The organism is Candidatus Zixiibacteriota bacterium (genome assembly GCA_034003725.1).
Taxonomy (GTDB): Bacteria; Zixibacteria; MSB-5A5; order GN15; family FEB-12; genus WJMS01.
Genome location: JAVEYB010000004.1, coordinates 81,681 through 102,289 on the forward strand (window position 1 = coordinate 81,681; position 20,609 = coordinate 102,289).

Sequence of the window (20,609 nt, forward strand, 5' to 3'; positions counted from 1 at the left end):
CGTTTACAGTAGTCGGATAGGTCATGTTTGAAGCCTTAGAGAATCTCAACCCGATCACACAAGCATTGCTCGCGACGTGTTTCACGTGGTTTATGACCGGGCTTGGCGCAGCCATGACTTTTCTTACCCGTGAGTTCAGTCGGCGCACACTCGACATGATGCTCGGGTTCGCTGCGGGGGTAATGATTGCGGCCAGTTATTGGTCGCTGCTGGCACCCGCTATCGAGATGTCTGAAGGCGGATCGGTGCCGGTGTGGGTGCCCGCCGTGACGGGATTTTTGCTTGGGGCGATTTTCCTGAGGGGCGTCGATATGGTCCTACCTCACGTTCACATCGGCTTCAAGACCTCGGAGGCCGAGGGGATTCATACGCACTGGAAACGAACGACCTTGCTGGTACTGGCAATCACGCTTCATAACATTCCCGAAGGACTGGCGGTTGGGGTAGCATTCGGCGCCGTGGCGGCCGGGATGCCTTCGGCAACGTTCGCGGGAGCGGTGGCCCTTGCGATCGGAATCGGCATCCAGAATTTCCCCGAAGGTGCAGCCGTTTCCGTACCGCTGCGGAGGGAAGGAATATCGGCGGGCCGGAGTTTCTGGTATGGGCAGTTGTCGGGTATGGTGGAACCGGTTGCCGGGGTGGCGGGAGCCGCGCTGGTGCTCGCAGCCCAACCGATATTGCCGTACGCCCTTGCATTCGCGGCCGGCGCGATGATCTTTGTCGTGGTGGAAGAAGTCATCCCGGAATCGCAGAGCAAGGGACATTCGGATTACGCAACGATGGGGGCAATTCTGGGATTCGCCGTCATGATGACGCTCGATGTCGCCCTGGGATAGGCAGGAGACAATGCCTCGACGGATAGAAGCTTTCGGTCACTCACGGAACCGCCGCCGCAAGGCGCGAGTCAAGGCCATGCTGTTGAAGCGTGACCGTGCGGCGCCGGCGGTTTGGGAGGCCGATGAGAAAAACGGATTTCGGACGCTGCAATCGCTGCTGTGGGACAGCGACCTGCTGGTCGTCTGGCGGGCGATCGAGGCCATCGGTGAGCTGGCCGCCGCACGGGAATCGGGCGGACTCGACGAAGTCCGAGAGGTGATTCGCAGACTACTCTGGTGTATGAACGATGAGTCCGGCAACCTGTGCTGGTTTGCGGCCGAAGCAATCGCCGAGATTCTCACGAGGGTACCGTCGCTGCGGGATGAGTTTCTGGTCGTGTGGCTGGGGTTTCTCGATGAAGAGCCATTCGAGGCGGGTGTCCGCTGGGGGATAGCGCGCCTGATACGTGCCGGCAGGCTCAGCGATGACGAATTGCAGACACTGTTGGACAGGCGCTTCGCGATCGTGGCTTCTCTCGACAACGTCAACGCTTCCGTCCGCGCGACGGCACTTTTCGCATTGACCGCGCTTGGCGAACCGGTCCCGACCGACATGCGCACGACGCTGGCCAACGACGCCACATCCGTGAATATCTACGACATCGACTCGGGCGAACTCCGGTTTGTCGAAGTTCGTTCCCTGCTGCCCTGAGTCTTCGAAGCGGCGAGCGGTCGCATTGTTGCTTTGTAGACTACAATAATCTATATTTCGTGGTTGGAACCATCCTCAACAACACAAGGAATGCTGCGAAATGACACGTGACCCCGACATATCCCCCACGGACCTGGTCGGCGGCTTCACCATCGATCATTTCCGGCTGATCGAGAAGATCGGCGAAGACGGCATGGGCGGCGGCGCAGTTCGATCACCGTCATACCTTAACCGTACACGGGGGCGCGTATCAAGGTCGGCCGTACTTTTCCATGGCATATACGTCCCGGGGTGCACGCTCGATGCGTACGCGGCCCGGCACCGCACAGCCAACGCAACCGTTCCGATCGTCCGGTTTGTTGTCGATGCCGATGATTTCGACGCCGTCGACCGCATACTCGAACACCACCTGCGGGACAACGTGCTCGGCGACGAATTTACAGAAGCGACGATCGTGCGCGAAGATGTTCCGCATGTCGAACCGGCAAGTCAGGAGATCCTATTACGGCACACGTCGGACGTAATTGACCTCCTCGTGTAAGTTCGCCTGCGGATATCGGGGCGGACAAGAACCCCGCGTGCGGACTACTGCAGTACGCAGGGCCGACGGGAATTTGAGAAATCTCGATACTCGACGTATTACGATGCGGAACCGGATCCGCCTTCTGCGCCCAGTTTCTCCCGGCGGGCCGCCAGAGCGTCGGAGCGCACACTCATAGTCTTTTCACCGAAAAGAGCGAACCGGAGCCATCGGTATCCGAACTTCAGCAGCTCGACATCGTCTTCCTTGATCTTCTCTCTGGTCGTATCATCGACTTCGAACTTGCTGAAGAACGTGCTCCCGAACAGAAATCGGCGGAAGTTATCGATATCGTAACACACCGTATAGAACATATCCATCTTCTCAGGCGAAAGCATTTTCCCTTCGCCAAAGTAACGATGGGTGGTAAGATGCTTGAACATCTCGCCGTTGCGGTCGTAATCGTCCACACCCTGTGCGCGCTTGTAGTCGGCGATGGTCCATTCCTTTTTGTCGTCGAATCCGCGGCATACGGATTCCTGCAGGAGGAAGTAGAATTCCTCCTCAATCGCTTCGGCCCCCTCGCCGGGTGAGGCTACGCCGAGCGGATACATGCGGCAGGCCCAGGGACGGTCGGCATAGACGGAACACCCTTCCGGGCGGTTGAAAGGACAGGACTTGCGGTCATCGTCCTCCATGCGCAGCAGCACGACCGGGAATTTGGAGTCTTTGCTGAAGGGAGTAATCGTGTAACGGTCGAGGAAGTCATCGGAAGTGATACCGAGGTTGTTCTTCAGGCGGATGATGTCGTACGGGGTCAGGAAGATATTGACGTCACCGCAACAACGGTTGAAACAGGCAACACCGTGATGGCAGTCGAACCGAAAGACGCTGTCGGGTTTGAGTCGCGGGTATTCTTTCAGGACTTTTTCTTTGAAGGCATCGATTTCTTTCATGAGCCGCTCCTGTCAGTCGACGATACCGTCTTTGAGCGCGTCCCCGGACCATACCGGTAACGGTCCCGACTCGCCGTTGTCAGGGTTGAAGCGATATCGGTACGACACGTTCTGTTTGAATTGCGATCGCATCCACTCCCACCCCTCGATATAGTAGGCGCATTCGTCGTTGAAGCAGACGAACTGGGGGACGAATCCCCACGCCGATTCGAGCGAACCGACCCAGCGCCGCATCTTCTTGCCGCAATACGGACAGACGTCGTCGCCCGCACCGCTGAATTTCTTTTCCGCCATCACCACTCTCTGACTCGATAGATTCATCCAATCACGATACCGTTCCGTCGAGGCCACTTATACCCAGTCCGATTGCCCGGTACAAGCGGCCACAAAGAATCCTCCGGGGGATGGACCGCCCGGAGGACCATCGACTCAATGCTGTCGTTTATCGAGGCGACTGCCGGTCCCCTGCGGGAGCCGGCAATCGTCGGTACGGTCGCTATCCGCCGACCAGCTCGTGTTCCTGAGCCTTCGGATACAGATGGAGCATCGGCCGCTTGATCATTTCCCACTCGTTCTTTCCGGGGATCCAGCGGCAGTTGGCGAAGCAATGCCAATTGGCCTCGTCCATCGTCGGGAAGTCAGTGCGGCGGTAGTATCCCGGCCAGCGAGTCTCTTCGCGGAAGAGAATCGTGCGGGTGTGGGCCTCGGCCTGCCACAGGCGCTGGACGTTTTCCCAGCACCGGAGCAGTTCGTGCAGGTCCGCAGCCGCGAGGTTCGCAGAGTCTTCCTTCAAGAAGGCCAGCAGTTCGAGGGCACGGTCGAGACACGCCTTGTTGGTGGCGAACTGCGCGGAGACGCCTCCGACGTACTCGTCCATGATCTTCTGCAGGCGGAACATGAACATTTTCGGCTTGATGTAGTGCGGGTTGATTTCCGGGTCGGTCGTCTTGCCGGAGAATTCGGCAAAGACATCCAGCGGCTTGAACTGGGCTTCGATCATCTTGTCGACGGCGGCCGTGTCCATGGACGGCAGGGTGTTGTTCTCGACGACGAACTTCACCGCGGCCTTACCGCAGATGCGACCTTCGGCATGCGAGCCAGAGGAGAACTTGTGCGAGGAGGCACCGGAGGCGTCACCAGCACAGAACATTCCCTTGACGGTCGACATGTGGCTGTAACCCCAGAAATAGTCGTTTTTGGTCTGGCCGTTCTGGAGGTCTTCCGGACCGGAGATCCAGGCGCCGGAGGCGCCGGAGTGTGAACCGATGAAATACGGCTCAGCGGCAGCGATCTCAGACGAGCGCTTCTCGGGCTCGACGTTGTTGGCGGCCCACAGAATCGCCTGCGAAATCGTCATATCGAGGAAGTCTTCCCAGGCCTCGGCTTCGAGCTCTTTCAGTTTCTTCTTGGCGGCCTTTTCGTCGCCGGCATCGGCAGCGATCTTCTGGATGGCTTCGGCCGTCCGCATGAAGATCGGGCCCTTGCCTTCCATCACATCGAGCATGCCAAGCCAGTTGCGCAGGTTGGCCGGAATCGGCTTGACCAAACCGTAGGGCTTCCAGCTCTCCAGCTCGTCCTTGCGCTCGATCATGTAGTTGCCGCCCATGGCGTTGGTCGCAGCCGACTTGAACAGCAGGAACCATGCGCCGACCGGACCGTAGGCATCCTTGAAGCGCACCGGGATGAACCGGACTTCCTGCGACGTCATTTCGGCGCCGGCGCGAAGCGTGAAGTAGGCCGATGAACCGGAGTTCCACGGCGGATACCACGCACGGCCGAGACCTTCGCCGGTGCTGCGCGGCTTGAAGACGTGCACGGCACCACCCATGGCGACGATCACCGACTTGGCGCGGAACACATACGCCTTGTTCTCACGGGTCGAAAAACCGATCGCACCGGCGATCCGGTCACCATCGAGAATCGGCTCGGTGATGAACACGCGTTCAAAGTACTCTCCGCCCGCTTCCTGGAGCGCGTTCTTGGCGGCTTCGGCGACGATCACCTTGTACGATTCGCCGTTGATCATCAGCTGCCAACGACCTTCGTGCACGTAGCGGCCTTCCGCGTCTTTCCAAATCGGCAGACCCCACTTCTCGAAGAGGTGGACGGTCGAGTCGACGTGGCGGGCGATATTGGCCACCAGGTCTTCGCGGATAATACCCATGAGGTCCATGCGGACGTAGTCCACGTAGTCCTTCACGGTGTTTTTGCCTTCATGCAGGCCGACGTACTGGTTGATGGCGGAGAGGCCCATGGCCACGGCTCCGGAGCGATCCATCGCCGCCTTGTCAACCAGCGTCACCTTGAGGCCGTTTTTCTTCGCCCAGTAGGCAGCTTCCACCGCTGCGCCACAGGCTGCCATGCCACCACCGAGGATCAGAAGGTCAGTGGTGACTTCCACTTTTTCGAATTTAGCCATCGTGTTCGTTCCTTCCGATTCCTACTTGATCGTGTACACTTCTGACATGTTCAGGGCGGCCGGTTCCTGCGCGAGCACCTGGGAGTTCAGGTCGTTGTGCGGCGGGTATCCGCCAGCCGGCTGAGCCTGACCCTCCGGGGTAGTCCGGATCGGGAACTTAAAGCGTTTGAGCATGCCGTTGCGGAACTTGACCGTCCACATGATGCTGTCGGTCGAGCGCATCGGCGTGACGTTAGCGCCCATGGGAACAAAGTCTGCGTACCCGCGGACTTCGATAGCCTGCACCGGGCAGATCTTCACGCACGAGTAGCATTCCCAACACATCTCAGGCTCCCGGTTCCAGGCCTTCATGGCCTCCTTGTCGAGCACCATGAGGTCGTTGGGACAAATGTACTGGCATGCGGTCTTGTCCAGTGCCTTGCACCCATCGCATTTCTCGGGGTTTACGTAGCTAGGCATTACACCCTCCTTACACAGGATAAAGACTGAAAGGTCTTCGCGTACCTAACGTTATTTCTTCCTGGCGTCGCCGGTCGCATGACCGTGCAGTTTCACTTCCACTTTCTCGTCTTCCTCAAGCTCGGCGTAATACTGACGCAGAATCTCGAGGACTTCCGGACGGCTGAACTCTGCCGGAACACTTCCGCCCTCGGACAGCGCTTTGCGCAGTGCCGTGCCGGAGAGGAAAAGGCGGTCTTCCTTGCCGTGCGGACAGGTCTTCATCGAAGACATCCCGCCGCACTTGAAGCACCAGAAGGTCCAGTCGATCGGCAGCATCTTGCACAAGAGGGCTCCGTCCCACAGCTTGAAGAAGATTTCCTGCGCATCGAACGGGCCATAATAGTCGCCGACGCCGGCGTGGTCGCGGCCGATGATCATGTGCGTGCAGCCGAAGTTCTGGCGGAAAACGGCGTGCAGGAGGCCCTCACGCGGGCCGGCATAGCGCATGTCGAGCGGGTATCCGCCGGTTACCACGCGATCCTTCACGAAGTAGTTCTCAACCAGGGTATTGATGCACTTAACGCGCACGTCCGCCGGGATGTCGCCGGGCTTCAGGCCGCCCACCAGCTGATGAATGTACAGACCGTCGGAGACTTCGACTGCGATCTTCGCAAGATACTCGTGCGACCGGTGCATCGGGTTGCGAAGCTGCAGGGCCGCGATGGACTTCCAGCCTTTCTGCTCAAAGATCTTGCGGCTCTCGGCAGGGCGCTGATAGATGCCCTTGAAGTGCTCGGGGAAATAGCTCTCGGAGAGCACCTTCACGGGGCCGGCGATGTTCCACGGCTTCTGGGCCATGACCATCTTGACGCCGGGGTGCGCTTCATCGGTTGTCGAAAACACGTGCTTGCACTCGAAGGCCTTGTCGATCTGATAAGACTCGGTCACCTTCATCGTACCCATGATCTCCTGCGTCTCGCCGGAGATGAGGGTGATCTCCGTTCCCGGGTCGATCTTGCTGTCGTGAGAGAGCGTGACCGGAATGGGCCAGAAGATGCCGTTGGTCATCTTCATGTGCTCGCAGACACCCTTCCAGTCGTCCTTGCCCATAAAGCCGTCGAGCGGAGTGAAGCCGCCGATTCCGAGCATGATGAGGTCGCCGGTTTCACGCGATGTCATCACCACTCTGGGTAGCTTCTCGGCGCGTTTTAACTCGGCTGCCCTCTCCGCTCCTTCGAGCAGCAGGATCTTCAGTTTGTCACTGCCATGCGGCGGGATCAGCATTGAAGTTGCCATAGTGTTCTTCCTATCCTTCTCTATGATCAGCGTGGTTCTTATTGAAGTGATCGGCAGCCATGTGACTTTTTTCACAAGGCGCAACAAGGAATACAGGCTGCAATCCGTCCTTCTCCCTTTTGAGGGACTGCTTCGAATCTAAAGCCGGTCCCAGTGAGTGTCAAGCGAAAAGTACCTTTTTTCACAAGTTTTTTGGTCGTGCAAGTCGCTGAACCCACCAGATTGCCGTAAGTTAGCAATATTGAACCTGTCCCATCTTGCCCATGATTGGCTACAACCATCAACTTTCACGGGCATTACGGGGTGACAGCCCTGCCCCGGGCGAATCGCTGTTTTTGACCAACACGTGAGGAGAGACACTGGACACACTTGCCCATGTTCGTGCGTGAAGCCCCGGGCCCGGCCCCCAGGCCACTCCCGGCACGAGCCGGGCATCTTCCGGGCCCCGGTGTGCTTTCCGGACCAGTCCGACGCCCACTGCAGTAACCCGATCATGCTGCCGCACAAAGCGTTAAGAGTCCGCCCCTCAGCCTCATTCGTCTTCGTCAGATTTTCCGATGGCTTGATATAGATTGTGAAAAAAATAACAATTCCCCTTGACAGCATAGATACGTCGGTCTATTATATACAGTGCCGAAACGGACCGGCTTCGGCAACCCGGCTTTCGTAGCAAGCAGCAGCATACAAAGGAGTTGCGACATGGCTGCCCGACGATTGGTGGAACCGGATCTTGCTCTGATCCGGGAGGTAAAACGGGTCGGCGGGGACACCGTAAAACGCTGTTATCAGTGTGCGACCTGTTCGGTGGTCTGTTCCCTGTCACCGGCCGACCGCCCTTTTCCCCGCAAGGAGATGATTCTCGCGCAATGGGGACAGCGGGATCAGTTGGTGGCCGATCCCGATATCTGGTTATGTCATCAGTGTAACGACTGCACCCAGCGTTGCCCGCGTGGGGCCCGTCCGGGCGATGTGCTCGCGGCCGTTCGTTCGTATGTATACGAGTATTTTGCGTTTCCACGGTTCATGGGCAAGGCCCTGGCGACTCCGGCGGCGTTGAGCTGGCTGATCCTCACGCCAATCCTGTTGCTCGCTGCGGCGGTATTGGCTTTTGCACCGAGAACCCCTGATGGTGCTTTTGCGTTTCTGCACAGCACAGTAGTCGATTTTGACATTTTCCTGCCGCACAGTTCGGTGGACGCCCTGTTCGTATTCGGTAACATCCTCGTATTTCTCTTTGCGGCTATCGGCTTCAAACGGTTCTGGAATGGTTTGCAGGCGGGCAACCCGGGCGAGCGGATGTCATTCGTCTCGGGATTGGTCTTGACGGTCAAAGAGATTTTCGCCCACAGTCGGTTCCGTTCGTGCGACGCCAACCGCGCTCGCGCGACCGCTCACATGTTGTTGTTGTTCGGATTTGTCGGTGCGATGATCACTACCGGCTGTGTGTTTGTGTTTGTATTCATTCCGCATTACCTGCATCTGCTGGGACTCGAGAGCATGAGTTCGTTTTTCGGACTGCCGATCGAATTGCCTCACCCTGTCAAGATCCTGGGGGCAGCAAGCGGGTTGGCTCTCGTAATCGGAGGGGCCATGGCCATATACCGCCGCTGGAGTGAGCGGGACCGGGTGGGCGCGAACGGCTATACCGACTACCTGTTCCTGTATGTCTTGTTCGTTGTCGGGTTAACCGGTATGCTTTCGTGGCTCGTTCGCTGGGCGGGGCTGGCGCTACCGGCATACACTGTTTACTTCATCCATATGGTCAGCGTGTTTTTCCTGCTGTGGTATATGCCGTACTCGAAATTCGCACATATGATTTATCGCACGCTCGCTCTCGTTTATGCCCGTCAGATCAATCGCCTTCCGAGGTCATGATCGGCGGACTCTGACGCACGGTCGAGAAGCGCGATTAATTGATTTTGTGCGAGAGGGATCGGGACCATGAAGCTGTTCAATCGGCACGTAGCGGCGCTGTCAGTGACGGCCCTGGCGGTCGCTGCAATCATCGTTAGTTCGAATTCGACTCATACCCGGTCACTGGAAAATCGAACACGGAGTTCAGTTGATCCAAGCATTGTCATATGCGCTGACAGTGTGCGTGCGGCGGATTCCCTCGGCGCCGGCCAGTCTGACTCTCTGTTAAGGCAACCCGGTGATTCGCTGGCTCCCCACGCTATCGGCACTGCCAGGGGCACGGTGTGTAACCCTGCCGCGGACGAGTGCCCATGAATCGGCTGCTGACGACGACTACTCGGTAAGCCAGCGCGCGGCATCGCATGCGTGATAGGTAATGATGATGTCAGCGCCGGCGCGTTTGATAGAAGTCAGGATTTCCAGCGCCAACCGGCGCTCTTCGGCCAATCCCGCAGCCGCCATCTGCTTCACCATCGCATATTCGCCGCTGACGTTGTAAGCCGCCAGCGGCCGATCGAAACGAGTCCGCGCCTCCCGGATAATATCGAGATAGGCCAAAGCCGGCTTGACCATCACAATATCGGCGCCCTCATCGACATCTTCTTCGATCTCGCGCATCGCTTCGCGGAAATTCGGCGGGTCCATCTGGTAGGTTGACCGATCGTCGAACTGAGGGGCTGAATCGACCGCTTCGCGGAACGGTCCGTAAAAGGCCGAGCAGTACTTGGCAGCATACGACATGATCGGGATCTGCTCGAAACCCTCGCTGTCGAGATGCGATCGGATGGCCTCCACCCGACCGTCCATCATATCCGACGGCGCGACGATATCGGCGCCGGCTTTGGCGTGGCTGAGCGCCTGCCGGGCGAGCTGGGCGATGGTCAGGTCGTTGTCCACACACTGATTCTTGATGATACCGCAGTGGCCGTGGTCGGTATACTCGCAGAGACACACGTCGGTGATGACCAGAGCATCCGGCACCTTGTTCTTGATTTCTCGAACCGCTCGTTGAATGATGCCATCATCCGATACCGAATCGGAGCCTCTCGCATCCTTTCGCTTCGGGGTACCGAACAAAATGATCCCGCCGAGTCCCAGCCGCCGGGCGCACGCTGCCTGCTCCGCAACCATGGTTATCGGGACATTGGCGATTCCGGGCATCGATGCAATCGGTTCAGGCGACTCCACAAGATCGCTCACAAAGACCGGGAATACGAAGTCGGATGGATGAAGCTTCGTCTCCCGAACCAGGTCACGTATCGCACGTGTTCGTCGCAGCCGCCGCGGTCGCGATTCTGGAAAAGCCATGGCAGTTACCTCTGCGCTTTCAGGAATTGAATCATCTTCTCAATCACGCCCGGCAGCGAATGGTGCGTTGCCTCTATCGTGACCCTCATTCCCAGCCGTTCGATTACTCGCGTAGTCGAAGGGCCGATAGACACCACTTTTGCCTCGGACAATCGGGCGCGTTCGTCGGGCGTCAGATTAGTCGCGAAGCCGTCGACGGACGAACCCGAGGTGAATACGATAAAGTCCGGCGGATACCGAAACAACTTTTCTTTCAGATTTTCCGGCCAGGTCGGGATGTATGTTTCGTACACGGTGAGCTGAGTCACCGAAGCGCCAGCCGATTCCAGTGCTTGTTCCGCGGTCGAATCCGCAAGATTGCCTCGGACGCGCACAACGGCGGCTCCTGTCAACGACAGCTTCGTGGTCATCTCCTCCGCGAGCACGTCGACGGTTGCTCTGGAGGGCACGAAATCCGGAGCGAGATGATAGTGCTGCATGGCTTTTGCGGTGCCGTAGCCGATAGCGGCGATCCGGAATTTCGAGAGCTTTCGGACGTCACCGTACCGCGTCACGAACCCGCCGATGAAATACCTGACCGCGTTTTCACTGGTAAGGATCAGCCACTGATCGCCGCCGTGGAGTCGGTCAAACTGTGCCCATCCCTGCTCGTCGACGTACGCGCGTGTCGCAATCGTCGGGTAACTGAGCACTTCCGCTCCGAGATCGCGAAGCTCGTGGTATACGTCGCGGGCCTGGTCAGCCGGGCGAGTGACCATCACGCGGTGACCGAACAGCGGCCGGCCTGAGAACCATTCTATCTCCTCTTTCAGGTCGACAACGTCGCCGATGACGATAAGGGCAGGCGGACGGACGTCCTTTTCTCGCGCGAGATGAGCAAGCCCTCGCAACGGTGATGTATAGACCCGCTGGGTGCTGAAGGTGCCGCGTTCGATCACGGCTGCCGGAGTGTCGGCCGCCATGCCGTGCGCAATCAATTCATCGGCCAGTCGCTCCAATTCGCTGACGCCCATGTAAATGACGATGGTCGAAAACCTGGCCCTGGCCACCCAGTCCCACTGCACCATCGACTCACACTTCGTTCCCTTGTGGCCGGTCACGTACATGACAAGCGACGCCTTGCGGCGGTCGGTCGGGGGAATGCCGGCATATGCCAGCGCGGCCGACGCCGACGTGACGCCCGGGACAACCTCGTAGGGAATGCCATGCCGCCGTAACAGCGACGCTTCTTCGGCGCCGCGACCGAATGTAAACGGGTCCCCTCCTTTGAGGCGGGCGACGCGCTTGCCCTGTTGGGCGAGTGTCACCAGCAGTTCGTTGATCTCTTCCTGGGGCAGTGTATGTACTGAGGACAGTTTTCCGACATATCGACGCTCCACGCGTTCCGGCAGTGTGACAATCAATTCGTCGGGGATGAGGTTGTCGTAGACGACGACGTCACACTGTTCAAGCAGCCGGCGTCCCCGGACGGTTATCAGGTCCGGGTTGCCCGGACCGGCGCCAATGAGATAGACGATGCCATTCATGCTGTCGCTTCCGCTTTCACTCCAGGAGGTCTTTCGCTCCCTGTGCAATCAACTCCCCCGCCAATCGCTCGGCGAGATCAAACCGGTTGGCGACGGTATCGGTCTGACTGACCTGCAGCCGGTTCACCCCACGTTTGTCGAGCACGGCAGCGATCATTCGGATGTCAGATCCCGACACCATGGCGGTGCAGCCGACCGCGGCGCTGCAGCCGGCGCCGAGTTTCTCCATGAGTCGTCGCTCGGCATCCACACACTGGTGGTCAGCCTCGCAGTCGATAGTGCGTGCAACGCCTATCACGGCATGATCGTTCGCCCGGCACTGTACCGCAAGGGCTCCCTGGCCGCCGGCGGGCACGAACTTGTCGGTCGGCAGACGATGCGTGACAAACTGCTCCATGTCGAGACGGCTCAGCCCGGCCGCCGCCATGATGAGCGCGTCGTAGTCTCCGGCGTGCAGTTTTTCCAGTCGGGTTTCGACATTGCCGCGAATGTCCCGCACGGACAGATCGGGTCGCATTGACAACAGCAGTGCACGACGGCGGGGCGAACTGGTTCCAACGACGGCTCCGTGTGGCGTATCGTCGAGTCGACGCGCGTCACGGGAGAGCCAGACATCTGCGCGCTCTTCCCGCTCGGGCACCGCGGCAAGAACAAGTCCGCTGGTCATGACCGATGGCAGGTCCTTGGCGCTGTGGACGGCGAGGTCGATTTCGTTGTCGATCAGGGCTTGCTCAATGCGCTTGGTGAATACTCCAATACCGCCCATCTGCTCCAACGGCTGCAGCCGTTCCTCGTCGCCGCTCGTGCTGATCCGTATAAGGCGAAAATCGATTGCGGGATGCATCTGCTGGAGGTGGGCCGTAACCCACAACGCCTGGGTCACCGCCAACCGGCTGGCGCGCGTGCCTACGCGGATAGATTCTACAGCCATGGATCACCTTTTCTGCACCAGGTCAACTCGGTCAAAAAGTCAGCATCCGATCAAGTTCCGACTCGACCTCAGCTTCGTTCTTTTCCTTCAGCATCGTCTTCCAGTCCGCTTCGAGAAACCGTTCGTAGCATGCGTTCTTCTTTTCGACATCCGACGACCACTTCTGCTGTACCCGGTTGCGGAAAATGCCGGCCAGACCCACGAGCTTTGCCCAGTGTTCCGGAAAGATGTTCTCGAGGATCAGCCGGAGGTGTCCCGCCAGAAACGGCGCAGTGCCGTCGGTGGATACAGCCAGCGTAAGGGTATCGCGCCGCACCACGGCCGGGAAGATGAAGTCGCACAGCGGCGGGTTGTCGACGACATTGCAGATGGAGGGCGTATCGCGCGTGTCGTCGTACACCTGCTTGTTGACCACTTCATTGTCGCTCGCGGCGATCACGATATTGTAGCGAGCCGCCTCGGGGGAAAGATACTGTCGTTTGACGACCGATAGCATGTCGCGCTGCCCGTAGTACTCGATCTTGGGATCGAGTTCCGGTGCGACCACCGTCACCGCGACCGCGTAATTCAACAGCGTATCGATCTTGCGCAAAGCCACGGTGCCTCCCCCCACCACGAGACAGGTGCGATCCCGGGCAGTGAGGCTGATCGGTATGTATCGATTGGGCATAAAGCCGGCTCCTATCCTTCAGGCGTTTCATTCACGCGGTTGTGAACGTGCAGCAGCTTCTGGACGAGATGTCGGCTGGCATGATCCAGTTCATCGCGCAACTCAATGGGCAGCTTCATCATCAGCCGCGCCAACTCGAGCCGGCGAATATGCTCAAACGACCGGTCCAGCATGCCGTTGGCAAGTTCCTGGTGCGCGTGCGAGTACCAGTACATGAATTCCGACAGCCGCTGCTCGATGATCTGCTCGGCCTGCGGCACGGCGTCTTCGCGGTGCTGCCGGTTGTTCTCAACAAATACTTTCAAGCGATCAAGATCAAGGATATTGAGTCCCGGCCGTTCGAGCCCGGGGTCGTAGTCGATATCGCGTGGCACAGCCATGTCGACCACCAGCAGTGGCCGTCCGTTTCGTCGGCGAAGCGCCTCATCCAGCAGGGAACGGGATACGACTGCATCCGGCGATCCCGTACAACTGACGATCACATCGGCTCTCTCAAGCAGCGACGGAAGCTCGGCCAGGGAATGTCCGCGCAAACCGAACCGGGCGGCCAATCCGTCGGCTTTCTCGACCGTCCGGTTGGCAAACATGAACTCACCAACATCCAGCCGTGAGAGGCTCGAGGCTGCCAGGGCAACCATCGGGCTCGCTCCTATATAAAGCACGTTTCGACCGGCGAGCGAATCTAAGTGACGTGCGATGTACTCGGCGGCAGCGGACGCAATGCTGCAGGCACCCTTGCCCATTTCCGTATCGGTGCGCACCTGCTTGCCGACACGGAACGCCTGATGGAAGAGTCGATGGAGGATTCTGCCGGCTGTCTTGACGGTACAGGCGCTGCTGTATGCGTCTTTCAATTGGCCGAGAATCTGGGACTCGCCGACGACCATGGAGTCGATCGCGGCCGCGACATCAAACAGGTGTCGGGCGGCCATCCGGTCACGCATGCAATAAAACCGGCCCGGAGGGGTCGGCGGATCAGGCCGCCCGATGCGGCGGTAAAACGCGCCAATGACCTCAAGCGGTTCGCTGACCCGGTCGGCGACAAAGTAGAATTCTACGCGGTTGCAGGTGGAAACGATGGTGGATTCGATCACCCCGGGAATTTCAGAGAAGGCGACCTGGCAGTCCGCCAGTTCTTCCCGTCCGATCTGCAGGGACTGTCGCTCGTCCTGCGAGGCGGTTTTGTGATTGACACCACAGACGTATAAATACCACGGTGCCACTGCCATACGAACCCTTTCTTCTCGCCCGGGCGTCGCGGACGAATATACGCTAATCCTTTAGCGCGTGCAACCCTCCACCGATGATCGCCACATCGGTAAATCCTGCATGTCGGAGAATCACGGCAGCCTGATAGGAGCGCGGCCCGCGGGCGCACAATATTCGGACCGGCCGGGCGGGGTCCAGTTCTGCGAGACGATGTCTTAGTTCGCCCATTGGAATCAGTATCCATGGCCGGGTTTCCGCATCCGGACCATCGGGGATCGTCTCCGCAGCGGCCTCATCGGCTTCACGAACGTCCAACCACTGCACTACCGGGTTGCTGTCTGAACCGAGGTCGGGCGGGAGAAACACCGTGCCGCGAACCTGGGCCGTTGCCTGGCAGGCCAGATGGAACAGCGGATCCAGTGCTTCGCTGAATGGGGGTGCATAAGCGTGCTCATGATCGAGCAGGTCGCGAATCGTGCCGGAGTGGTACAAAAACGCGGAAAAGACGTCCGTCCGACGACAGACGTCGCCGCGCCCGACGGCCTGCAGTCCCAGCAAGCGAAGATTATCCGGGCTATACACCATTTTGCACGTGATATCGGCGTGCTCCATGAAATAGACGGGGCGGTCGGTGTAGGTTCCCCATACTGCCTCGGAAGCAAGTCCGGCTTTCTTCGCCTGATCCTGAGTCAGCCCGACGGCCGAGACGTTCAACTCGCCGACTCTGACGACAAAGGCGCCCACGGCGCCGTTGAAGACCGCCGAGCCTCCGGCGATATGTTCGGCGATCACTCTTCCATGACGGTTAGCCAGTGAACCCATGGGAAGATAGAACTTGTGGCCGGTGATCCGGTTGTGCGATTCGACGCAGTCGCCGCCCGCGTAGATGTCGGGATCAGACGTCTGCATGTGCTGATTGACAACGAGACCACCCGAGCCGCCCAGCTCGAGGCCGCATGCCTGAGCCAAAGCCGTATTGGGACGCACACCGAGGCAGAGAAACACATGGTCGGTCTCGATCTCATTGTTTCCGAATGACACAACTGGACTACCGGTCGCATTCGTTTTCACGCAATCGACCCGGGTACCCAAATGGACTGTAACCCCCTGCGCACGGACGTGTCGGTACACCATAGCCGACATGTCCGGGTCCAACGCGTACGGCAGAATGCGGTTCTCGGCTTCAACGAGTGTTGTGTCGATTCCCCACAGATCACCAAGGGCGCCGAGCAGTTCGACCCCGATGAACCCGGCGCCGATGACAACGGCACGCCCTGCCTTGCCCTGCTCCGCGTGGCGGCGGAATTGCGTCGCCTCGGCCAGCGAATGAAATGACGTGACATACGGGCAGTCTTGCGGGACGGGAAACGGCGGAGACGCAGGCAGCGCACCCGTTGCGAGTACCAGTTTACCGTATTGATGTTCGATCATCTCTCCATTGGCAAGCCGCACTGTCACGGTCTTCGCCGAACGATTTATCGACAGGACTTCCGATTCCGGAAGGGCGAAGACCCCTTTAGTGTCCCGGAAAAACGAGGCATCCCGCTTGACCCCATATTGGGTCGCGCACAGCACGTCGGGTCCTTCAAGGTCGCCCGACGCCAGCCACGGCATGCCGCACGAGGCGTAAGACAGATACGGCTCTTTTTGAAAGAGCGTGATGCGCGCATCCGGCATGCGACGCGCCAGCACGGCCGCGGCTTTGGGACCACACGCGATTCCTCCGACAATCACGACATCGGAACTTTCCACGGTATAATCTTCTCTCTAATAACAGGTCGGTCAGGTCAGGCTGACCGACCGGCCGCGTGTGTTTCCCTCACCGGGCGGCGCGGTATCAGCGCCGCCCCGCTACTATCAACGCGAGCTATTTGTAGCCTTCCGTGCGCAGCTGGTGCCGCACCGACAACGTCATCTTGTAGAAGACGGTCACAAGCAGCAAACCCATCGCATACACTCCCAGAGAGATCAGCAACTCAGGAAGGGTGGGGATGTAGTCGACGACGTGCCCAAGCACGGTCGGCACGAACCCGGCGATCACCATCGCGAGACCCTTGTCGATCCACAGCGACAGCACCACTGCGATGCACGCAACCACCAGAACCGACTCTCTGCGACGAGTCTTCGGATTAAACAGGAGCACCAGCGACAACAGGGCGAGGATCGACGAAATCCACATCCACACCACATACGTCGCGTGTCCGTCGATACCGACAAACAGGTACTGGAAATGAGCCGTGTGTTCCGGCATGTCGGAGTACACCGCGGTGAACACCTCCATCAGCACAAAGAACACGTTGACGGCCATCGCGTAGGTCGTGATAAGCGCCAACTTCTGGACAGGTTCGCGCCCGGCGTCGAATTTCGTCAGCTTTCTCAGAATCAGTACCAGAAGGATCAGCAGGGCCGGGCCGGTGGCGAACGCCGATGCGAGAAACCGGGGTGCGAGGATTGCAGTGAGCCAGAATGGCCGTGCGGCGAGGCCCGAATAGAGAAAGGCCGTGACCGTATGAATCGAAAACGCCCATGGAATCGACAGGATAATGATCGGCTTGATCCATTTCGGCGGTGCAATGCCCTTGCGCTCCGCATCGAGCGTCACCCGCGAAATGAGCACGTTCAACAGGAGATACCCGCTCAACACGACCGTGTCCCAAAACATCAACGAATTCGGAGAGGGGTGCAGGAATACGTTCATGATACGGAAGGGCTGACCCATATCGACGAAAATGAAGGTCATACACATGATCACCGAGGCTACGGCGATAAACTCGCCGAGAATCGTGATTTTGCCGAACTCCTTATAGTCGTGGAGATAGTACGGCAACACGACCATCACGGCGGAGGCAGCCACCCCAACCATAAACGTGAACTGGGCGATATAGAATCCCCAGGTAACGTCGCGGCTGAGGCCCGTAATCCCCAGACCTATCTGGTACTGAAAACGTATATACGTGTACGCCGCCACCGCTATGGTTGCCACGAGGAAAGTGATCCACGCCCAGTATTGTTTATTGCCGGATAATGCTTTCTCTATCATGACAACCTCACACTATGTAGAAGACCTCGGGTGACGTTCCCAGTTCCGGTCGGCGCCGGATCGTAAAATGCTCTCGAAGAAGCGCGCGTATATCCGACTCCGGGTCCTCGAGATCGCCGAAGGCGAGCGCTTTTTCCGGACAAACCTCCACACACACCGGGAGCAGGCCACGGACCAGCCGTTCTTCGCAAAACGTACACTTCTCCACCACACCGCGGGTGCGAGTCGGGAAGTTCTCGTCGATCGTTTCGATATGAGGGCGGGGTTCCCGCCAGTTGAACGACCGCGAGCCGTACGGACAGGCCACCACGCAGTAGCGACATCCGATACAGCGGTGCCAGTCCATCATGACGATACCGTCCGATTCCCGTTTCCACGTCGCACCGGTCGGACAGACCCGCGTACACGGCGGGTTGTCGCAGTGATTGCACAGAAGCGGAACGTTGCTGTGACGTATCTCTTCGGTGATATACTCATGCTCCTGCCCGTGGAAGGCGTGCTCGAAGCGCTCCTTCCATATCCACTTGACCTCGTCTTTGGGGTTGCCGAAGTCGGGGACATTGTGGGCGAGATGACACGCCTTGATACACGCGTCGCAGCCTTCCTTTCGGCGACATTTGCTGAGATCGCACACCATTGCCCAGCGCTTTGCGGTCAGTGGGGTGTCGAAGGATCCCGTGCGCGGCGGTTCGACCTTTGTCGAATCATCCTGGCCGAGAACGCTCATCTGACGGCCTCCGGCGAGGGCCAGTGCCGTAAGGCCGGACACCTTCATGAATTTGCGTCGGTCAATTCCCATAAGCCACCTCCTGACTCAGCGGCGTCTCCGGGACGATATGACAGTCCCAGCAGTAGGGATCGACCGCCATATACGTGTGACATTCATCGCAGAATTTCACCTTATCGGCATGACAATCCAGACACGTGTTGGTGAGACTCATTTCATAGCGCTGGCCGTCGGCAGCCACGTACACCCGTTCTCCTTCGCGGACGACCCGGTCGCGCCAATCATTGAGCAGATTCATGTGGTTTGCGCGCATGTACGCGGTTTCGGTCACGCAGGCTTCGCCGCGAATGGGTTTGGCGAGATCCGGCTCATGGTCGATCTGGCCGCTGGCAAGGTTGTACCACACCGGAAACAGCAGCAACACGAGGAACGCCAACACACCGATTATTACGGTACCGGAGTTATACATCCTTGCTCACCTCCTTCTCGGCCGGTTGGTCGGCAGCGCCTTCGCCGTCAGCCCCCGCTTGTCCCGGAAGTGGCTCTCCGCGCAGGTCGCTGACCCGGTGCTCTCCCTTCATCACGAGGGCGTTACCGATCAGCTCATGCACGCCGCAGACCTCCACGCCCGGCACCCAGAACTCCAGAAGCGGCGGCAACGTGGCCTTGTCGATCGCACAGATACATGCCAGCATGTTCACGCCGTGTATCTCGTGAACGTATTTCACGGCGTTGGCACGGGGGAAGCCGCCGCGCATCCGCATTTCGAAGTTCTCATCGGTTCCAATCCCGGAGCCCGAACCGCAACAGAATGTTTGCTCGCGGATGGTATTCTCGGGCATCTCGAAGAAGTGGTTGCAGGCGTGGTCGATGCAGTACCGCGGTTCGTCGAGTAATCCCATTGCGCGTGCCGGGTTGCAGGAGTCATGGAACGTCACCCGCACGTTGTCATTGCGGCTCTTCTCCAGTTTGAGCTTCCCGTTGGCGATCAGGTCCGACGTAAACTCGCAGATGTGTACCATCTTCGTCGCACGGGCATGGTCGAATTTGGTCCCTGTGATGGGGGACACCGGCTCTTCCAGAAAGTCCGCAGGTCCGTTCATGGTATCCATGTACTGGTGCAGCACACGCCACATGTGGCCGCATTCACCGCCCAGAATCCACTTCACACCGAGGCGCCTGGCTTCAGCGTAGATTTTCGCGTTAAGCCGCTTCATCATATCAGACGAGTGAAACAGCCCGAAATTGCCGCCCTCAGATGCATATGCCGACCACGTGTAATCCAGTCCGATTTCGTGGAAAAGGGCCAGGTACCCCAGCAACGTATAGTAGTGGGGGCTGGCAAAGTAGTCGGCCGACGGCGATACGAACAAGATTTCGGCGCCTTTGCGGTTGATGGGCGCTTCGACCCGGACGCCGGTAATCTCGGCGAGTTCGTCCACCGCAAAATCGAGGGAGTCCTTGAACCCGTGCGGCTGAATGCCGAGGTGGTTGCCCGTACGAAAGCAGTTGGCGGCGGGCGTCGTAATCCAGTCGATACCGAGTCCGATGGAGTTGAGCAATTCGCGCCCCATCATGGTAATCTCGGCCGTGTCGATACCGTAGGGGCAGAACACCGAACAGCGCCGACATTCCGTGCACTGGTAGAAGTACAGAAACCACTCTTTGATGACCTGTGGAGTCAGGGGTCGGGCGCCCGCCAGCTTGCCGAGAATTTTGCCGGCGGTCGTGAAGTCCCGGCGATACACCGAGCGAAGCAGCTCGGCGCGCAGGACCGGCATGTTTTTCGGATCGCCCGATCCCAGAAAGAAGTGGCACTTGTCCGCGCAGGCTCCACAGCGCACGCAGATGTCCATGAACAGCTTCAGCGAGCGGTATTTCTGCAGCCGGTCGGCCAGTCCTTCGAGCACAATCTGCTGCCAGTTGTCGGGAAGTTTCCAGTCTTCATCGGTCGGCTGCCACTTGCGAACATGCGGCAGATCGAGATATGCTGCATTGGCCGGGTTGGCGGCCCAGTTGAATGTCCCGGGACGCACGTTGGGCGGGACGTCCATCCAGCTTTGTGACGGCGGATGGTAATCAACCGATGACAGTTTCTCCGGTTTTGGTTTTGCTCCCGCCATGG

At 58.9% G+C, this 20,609-nt stretch carries 19 protein-coding genes; 4 read left to right on the forward strand and 15 right to left on the reverse strand.

The genetic code is table 11. From position 1 onward, the window contains the following. Nucleotides 1–23: 23 nt before the first annotated feature. The 3 genes from RBT76_06495 (at nucleotide 24) to RBT76_06505 (ending at nucleotide 2,068) form a co-directional block, all read left to right on the forward strand. Nucleotides 24–836, forward strand: coding sequence for a ZIP family metal transporter (locus RBT76_06495; protein MDX9857419.1), 813 nt, complete (start codon nucleotides 24–26; stop codon nucleotides 834–836). Between the two features lie 76 nt (nucleotides 837–912). Beyond that, nucleotides 913–1,527, forward strand: coding sequence for a hypothetical protein (locus tag RBT76_06500; GenBank protein MDX9857420.1), 615 nt, complete (start codon nucleotides 913–915; stop codon nucleotides 1,525–1,527). Between the two features lie 100 nt (nucleotides 1,528–1,627). Further along, on the forward strand, nucleotides 1,628–2,068 hold the full coding sequence (locus RBT76_06505) for a hypothetical protein (protein ID MDX9857421.1): 441 nt from the start codon (nucleotides 1,628–1,630) through the stop codon (nucleotides 2,066–2,068). Nucleotides 2,069–2,166: 98 nt separating this feature from the next. Here the strand turns inward: RBT76_06505 and RBT76_06510 are convergent, their stop codons facing one another. The 5 genes from RBT76_06510 to sat form a co-directional block, all read right to left on the reverse strand. Then, a complete protein-coding gene (locus RBT76_06510; protein ID MDX9857422.1) occupies nucleotides 2,167–3,003 on the reverse strand; it encodes a YkgJ family cysteine cluster protein in 837 nt (278 codons plus the stop codon). A 12-nt stretch (nucleotides 3,004–3,015) separates the two neighbouring features. After that, on the reverse strand, nucleotides 3,016–3,297 hold the full coding sequence (locus RBT76_06515) for a hypothetical protein (protein MDX9857423.1): 282 nt from the start codon (nucleotides 3,295–3,297) through the stop codon (nucleotides 3,016–3,018). Between the two features lie 202 nt (nucleotides 3,298–3,499). Next, nucleotides 3,500–5,422 (reverse strand): adenylyl-sulfate reductase subunit alpha, encoded by a 1,923-nt coding sequence (aprA, locus tag RBT76_06520; GenBank protein MDX9857424.1) that lies wholly within the window; start codon nucleotides 5,420–5,422, stop codon nucleotides 3,500–3,502. Between the two features lie 21 nt (nucleotides 5,423–5,443). After that, nucleotides 5,444–5,881 carry an adenylyl-sulfate reductase subunit beta gene (gene aprB / locus RBT76_06525; protein ID MDX9857425.1) on the reverse strand — a complete coding sequence of 146 codons (438 nt, stop codon included), beginning with the start codon at nucleotides 5,879–5,881 and terminating at the stop codon, nucleotides 5,444–5,446. A gap of 51 nt (nucleotides 5,882–5,932) precedes the next feature. Beyond that, nucleotides 5,933–7,159, reverse strand: coding sequence for a sulfate adenylyltransferase (gene sat / locus RBT76_06530; protein ID MDX9857426.1), 1,227 nt, complete (start codon nucleotides 7,157–7,159; stop codon nucleotides 5,933–5,935). 699 nt (nucleotides 7,160–7,858) lie between these two features. Here sat and qmoC point away from each other — a divergent pair. Further along, nucleotides 7,859–9,034, forward strand: a complete 1,176-nt coding sequence (gene qmoC / locus RBT76_06535; protein ID MDX9857427.1) for a quinone-interacting membrane-bound oxidoreductase complex subunit QmoC — start codon at nucleotides 7,859–7,861, stop codon at nucleotides 9,032–9,034. A gap of 372 nt (nucleotides 9,035–9,406) precedes the next feature. Here the strand turns inward: qmoC and hemB are convergent, their stop codons facing one another. From hemB to RBT76_06585, 10 genes are all read right to left on the reverse strand, one after another. Further along, on the reverse strand, nucleotides 9,407–10,381 hold the full coding sequence (hemB, locus tag RBT76_06540; GenBank protein ID MDX9857428.1) for a porphobilinogen synthase: 975 nt from the start codon (nucleotides 10,379–10,381) through the stop codon (nucleotides 9,407–9,409). A gap of 5 nt (nucleotides 10,382–10,386) precedes the next feature. Further along, nucleotides 10,387–11,907 (reverse strand): uroporphyrinogen-III C-methyltransferase, encoded by a 1,521-nt coding sequence (gene cobA / locus RBT76_06545; protein MDX9857429.1) that lies wholly within the window; start codon nucleotides 11,905–11,907, stop codon nucleotides 10,387–10,389. 16 nt (nucleotides 11,908–11,923) lie between these two features. Next, nucleotides 11,924–12,838, reverse strand: coding sequence for a hydroxymethylbilane synthase (hemC, locus tag RBT76_06550; GenBank protein MDX9857430.1), 915 nt, complete (start codon nucleotides 12,836–12,838; stop codon nucleotides 11,924–11,926). 31 nt (nucleotides 12,839–12,869) lie between these two features. Continuing rightward, nucleotides 12,870–13,508 (reverse strand): bifunctional precorrin-2 dehydrogenase/sirohydrochlorin ferrochelatase, encoded by a 639-nt coding sequence (locus RBT76_06555; protein ID MDX9857431.1) that lies wholly within the window; start codon nucleotides 13,506–13,508, stop codon nucleotides 12,870–12,872. 11 nt (nucleotides 13,509–13,519) lie between these two features. After that, nucleotides 13,520–14,737 carry a glutamyl-tRNA reductase gene (gene hemA / locus RBT76_06560; GenBank protein ID MDX9857432.1) on the reverse strand — a complete coding sequence of 406 codons (1,218 nt, stop codon included), beginning with the start codon at nucleotides 14,735–14,737 and terminating at the stop codon, nucleotides 13,520–13,522. A gap of 43 nt (nucleotides 14,738–14,780) precedes the next feature. Further along, nucleotides 14,781–16,469: an FAD-dependent oxidoreductase gene (locus RBT76_06565; protein MDX9857433.1), complete on the reverse strand. Its 1,689-nt coding sequence runs from the start codon at nucleotides 16,467–16,469 to the stop codon at nucleotides 14,781–14,783. A 115-nt stretch (nucleotides 16,470–16,584) separates the two neighbouring features. Beyond that, complete coding sequence (gene nrfD / locus RBT76_06570; GenBank protein ID MDX9857434.1) at nucleotides 16,585–17,757, reverse strand: NrfD/PsrC family molybdoenzyme membrane anchor subunit; 1,173 nt, start codon at nucleotides 17,755–17,757, stop codon at nucleotides 16,585–16,587. Between the two features lie 7 nt (nucleotides 17,758–17,764). After that, complete coding sequence (locus tag RBT76_06575) at nucleotides 17,765–18,556, reverse strand: 4Fe-4S dicluster domain-containing protein (protein MDX9857435.1); 792 nt, start codon at nucleotides 18,554–18,556, stop codon at nucleotides 17,765–17,767. Further along, the gene (dsrJ, locus tag RBT76_06580; GenBank protein MDX9857436.1) at nucleotides 18,546–18,953 is read right to left on the reverse strand and encodes a sulfate reduction electron transfer complex DsrMKJOP subunit DsrJ; all 408 of its coding nucleotides are present in this window, start codon (nucleotides 18,951–18,953) and stop codon (nucleotides 18,546–18,548) included. The genes RBT76_06575 and dsrJ overlap by 11 nt, the downstream gene beginning before the upstream one ends. After that, complete coding sequence (locus tag RBT76_06585; GenBank protein MDX9857437.1) at nucleotides 18,946–20,607, reverse strand: (Fe-S)-binding protein; 1,662 nt, start codon at nucleotides 20,605–20,607, stop codon at nucleotides 18,946–18,948. The genes dsrJ and RBT76_06585 overlap by 8 nt, the downstream gene beginning before the upstream one ends. Between the last annotated feature and the right edge of the window lie 2 nt (nucleotides 20,608–20,609).

Excerpts from the sequence above, each read along its gene's own strand:
- nrfD (MDX9857434.1), bottom strand. The coding sequence starts at position 17,757 with ATGATAGAGAAAGCATTATCCGGCAATAAACAATACTGGGCGTGGATC.
- RBT76_06585 (MDX9857437.1), bottom strand. The coding sequence starts at position 20,607 with ATGGCGGGAGCAAAACCAAAACCGGAGAAACTGTCATCGGTTGATTAC.
- aprB (MDX9857425.1), bottom strand. The coding sequence starts at position 5,881 with ATGCCTAGCTACGTAAACCCCGAGAAATGCGATGGGTGCAAGGCACTG.
- sat (MDX9857426.1), bottom strand. The coding sequence starts at position 7,159 with ATGGCAACTTCAATGCTGATCCCGCCGCATGGCAGTGACAAACTGAAG.
- qmoC (MDX9857427.1), top strand. The coding sequence starts at position 7,859 with ATGGCTGCCCGACGATTGGTGGAACCGGATCTTGCTCTGATCCGGGAG.
- dsrJ (MDX9857436.1), bottom strand. The coding sequence starts at position 18,953 with ATGTATAACTCCGGTACCGTAATAATCGGTGTGTTGGCGTTCCTCGTG.
- RBT76_06555 (MDX9857431.1), bottom strand. The coding sequence starts at position 13,508 with ATGCCCAATCGATACATACCGATCAGCCTCACTGCCCGGGATCGCACC.
- RBT76_06505 (MDX9857421.1), top strand. The coding sequence starts at position 1,628 with ATGACACGTGACCCCGACATATCCCCCACGGACCTGGTCGGCGGCTTC.
- RBT76_06510 (MDX9857422.1), bottom strand. The coding sequence starts at position 3,003 with ATGAAAGAAATCGATGCCTTCAAAGAAAAAGTCCTGAAAGAATACCCG.
- RBT76_06515 (MDX9857423.1), bottom strand. The coding sequence starts at position 3,297 with ATGGCGGAAAAGAAATTCAGCGGTGCGGGCGACGACGTCTGTCCGTAT.
- hemC (MDX9857430.1), bottom strand. The coding sequence starts at position 12,838 with ATGGCTGTAGAATCTATCCGCGTAGGCACGCGCGCCAGCCGGTTGGCG.
- RBT76_06495 (MDX9857419.1), top strand. The coding sequence starts at position 24 with ATGTTTGAAGCCTTAGAGAATCTCAACCCGATCACACAAGCATTGCTC.
- cobA (MDX9857429.1), bottom strand. The coding sequence starts at position 11,907 with ATGAATGGCATCGTCTATCTCATTGGCGCCGGTCCGGGCAACCCGGAC.
- hemA (MDX9857432.1), bottom strand. The coding sequence starts at position 14,737 with ATGGCAGTGGCACCGTGGTATTTATACGTCTGTGGTGTCAATCACAAA.
- aprA (MDX9857424.1), bottom strand. The coding sequence starts at position 5,422 with ATGGCTAAATTCGAAAAAGTGGAAGTCACCACTGACCTTCTGATCCTC.
- RBT76_06575 (MDX9857435.1), bottom strand. The coding sequence starts at position 18,556 with ATGGGAATTGACCGACGCAAATTCATGAAGGTGTCCGGCCTTACGGCA.
- hemB (MDX9857428.1), bottom strand. The coding sequence starts at position 10,381 with ATGGCTTTTCCAGAATCGCGACCGCGGCGGCTGCGACGAACACGTGCG.
- RBT76_06500 (MDX9857420.1), top strand. The coding sequence starts at position 913 with ATGCTGTTGAAGCGTGACCGTGCGGCGCCGGCGGTTTGGGAGGCCGAT.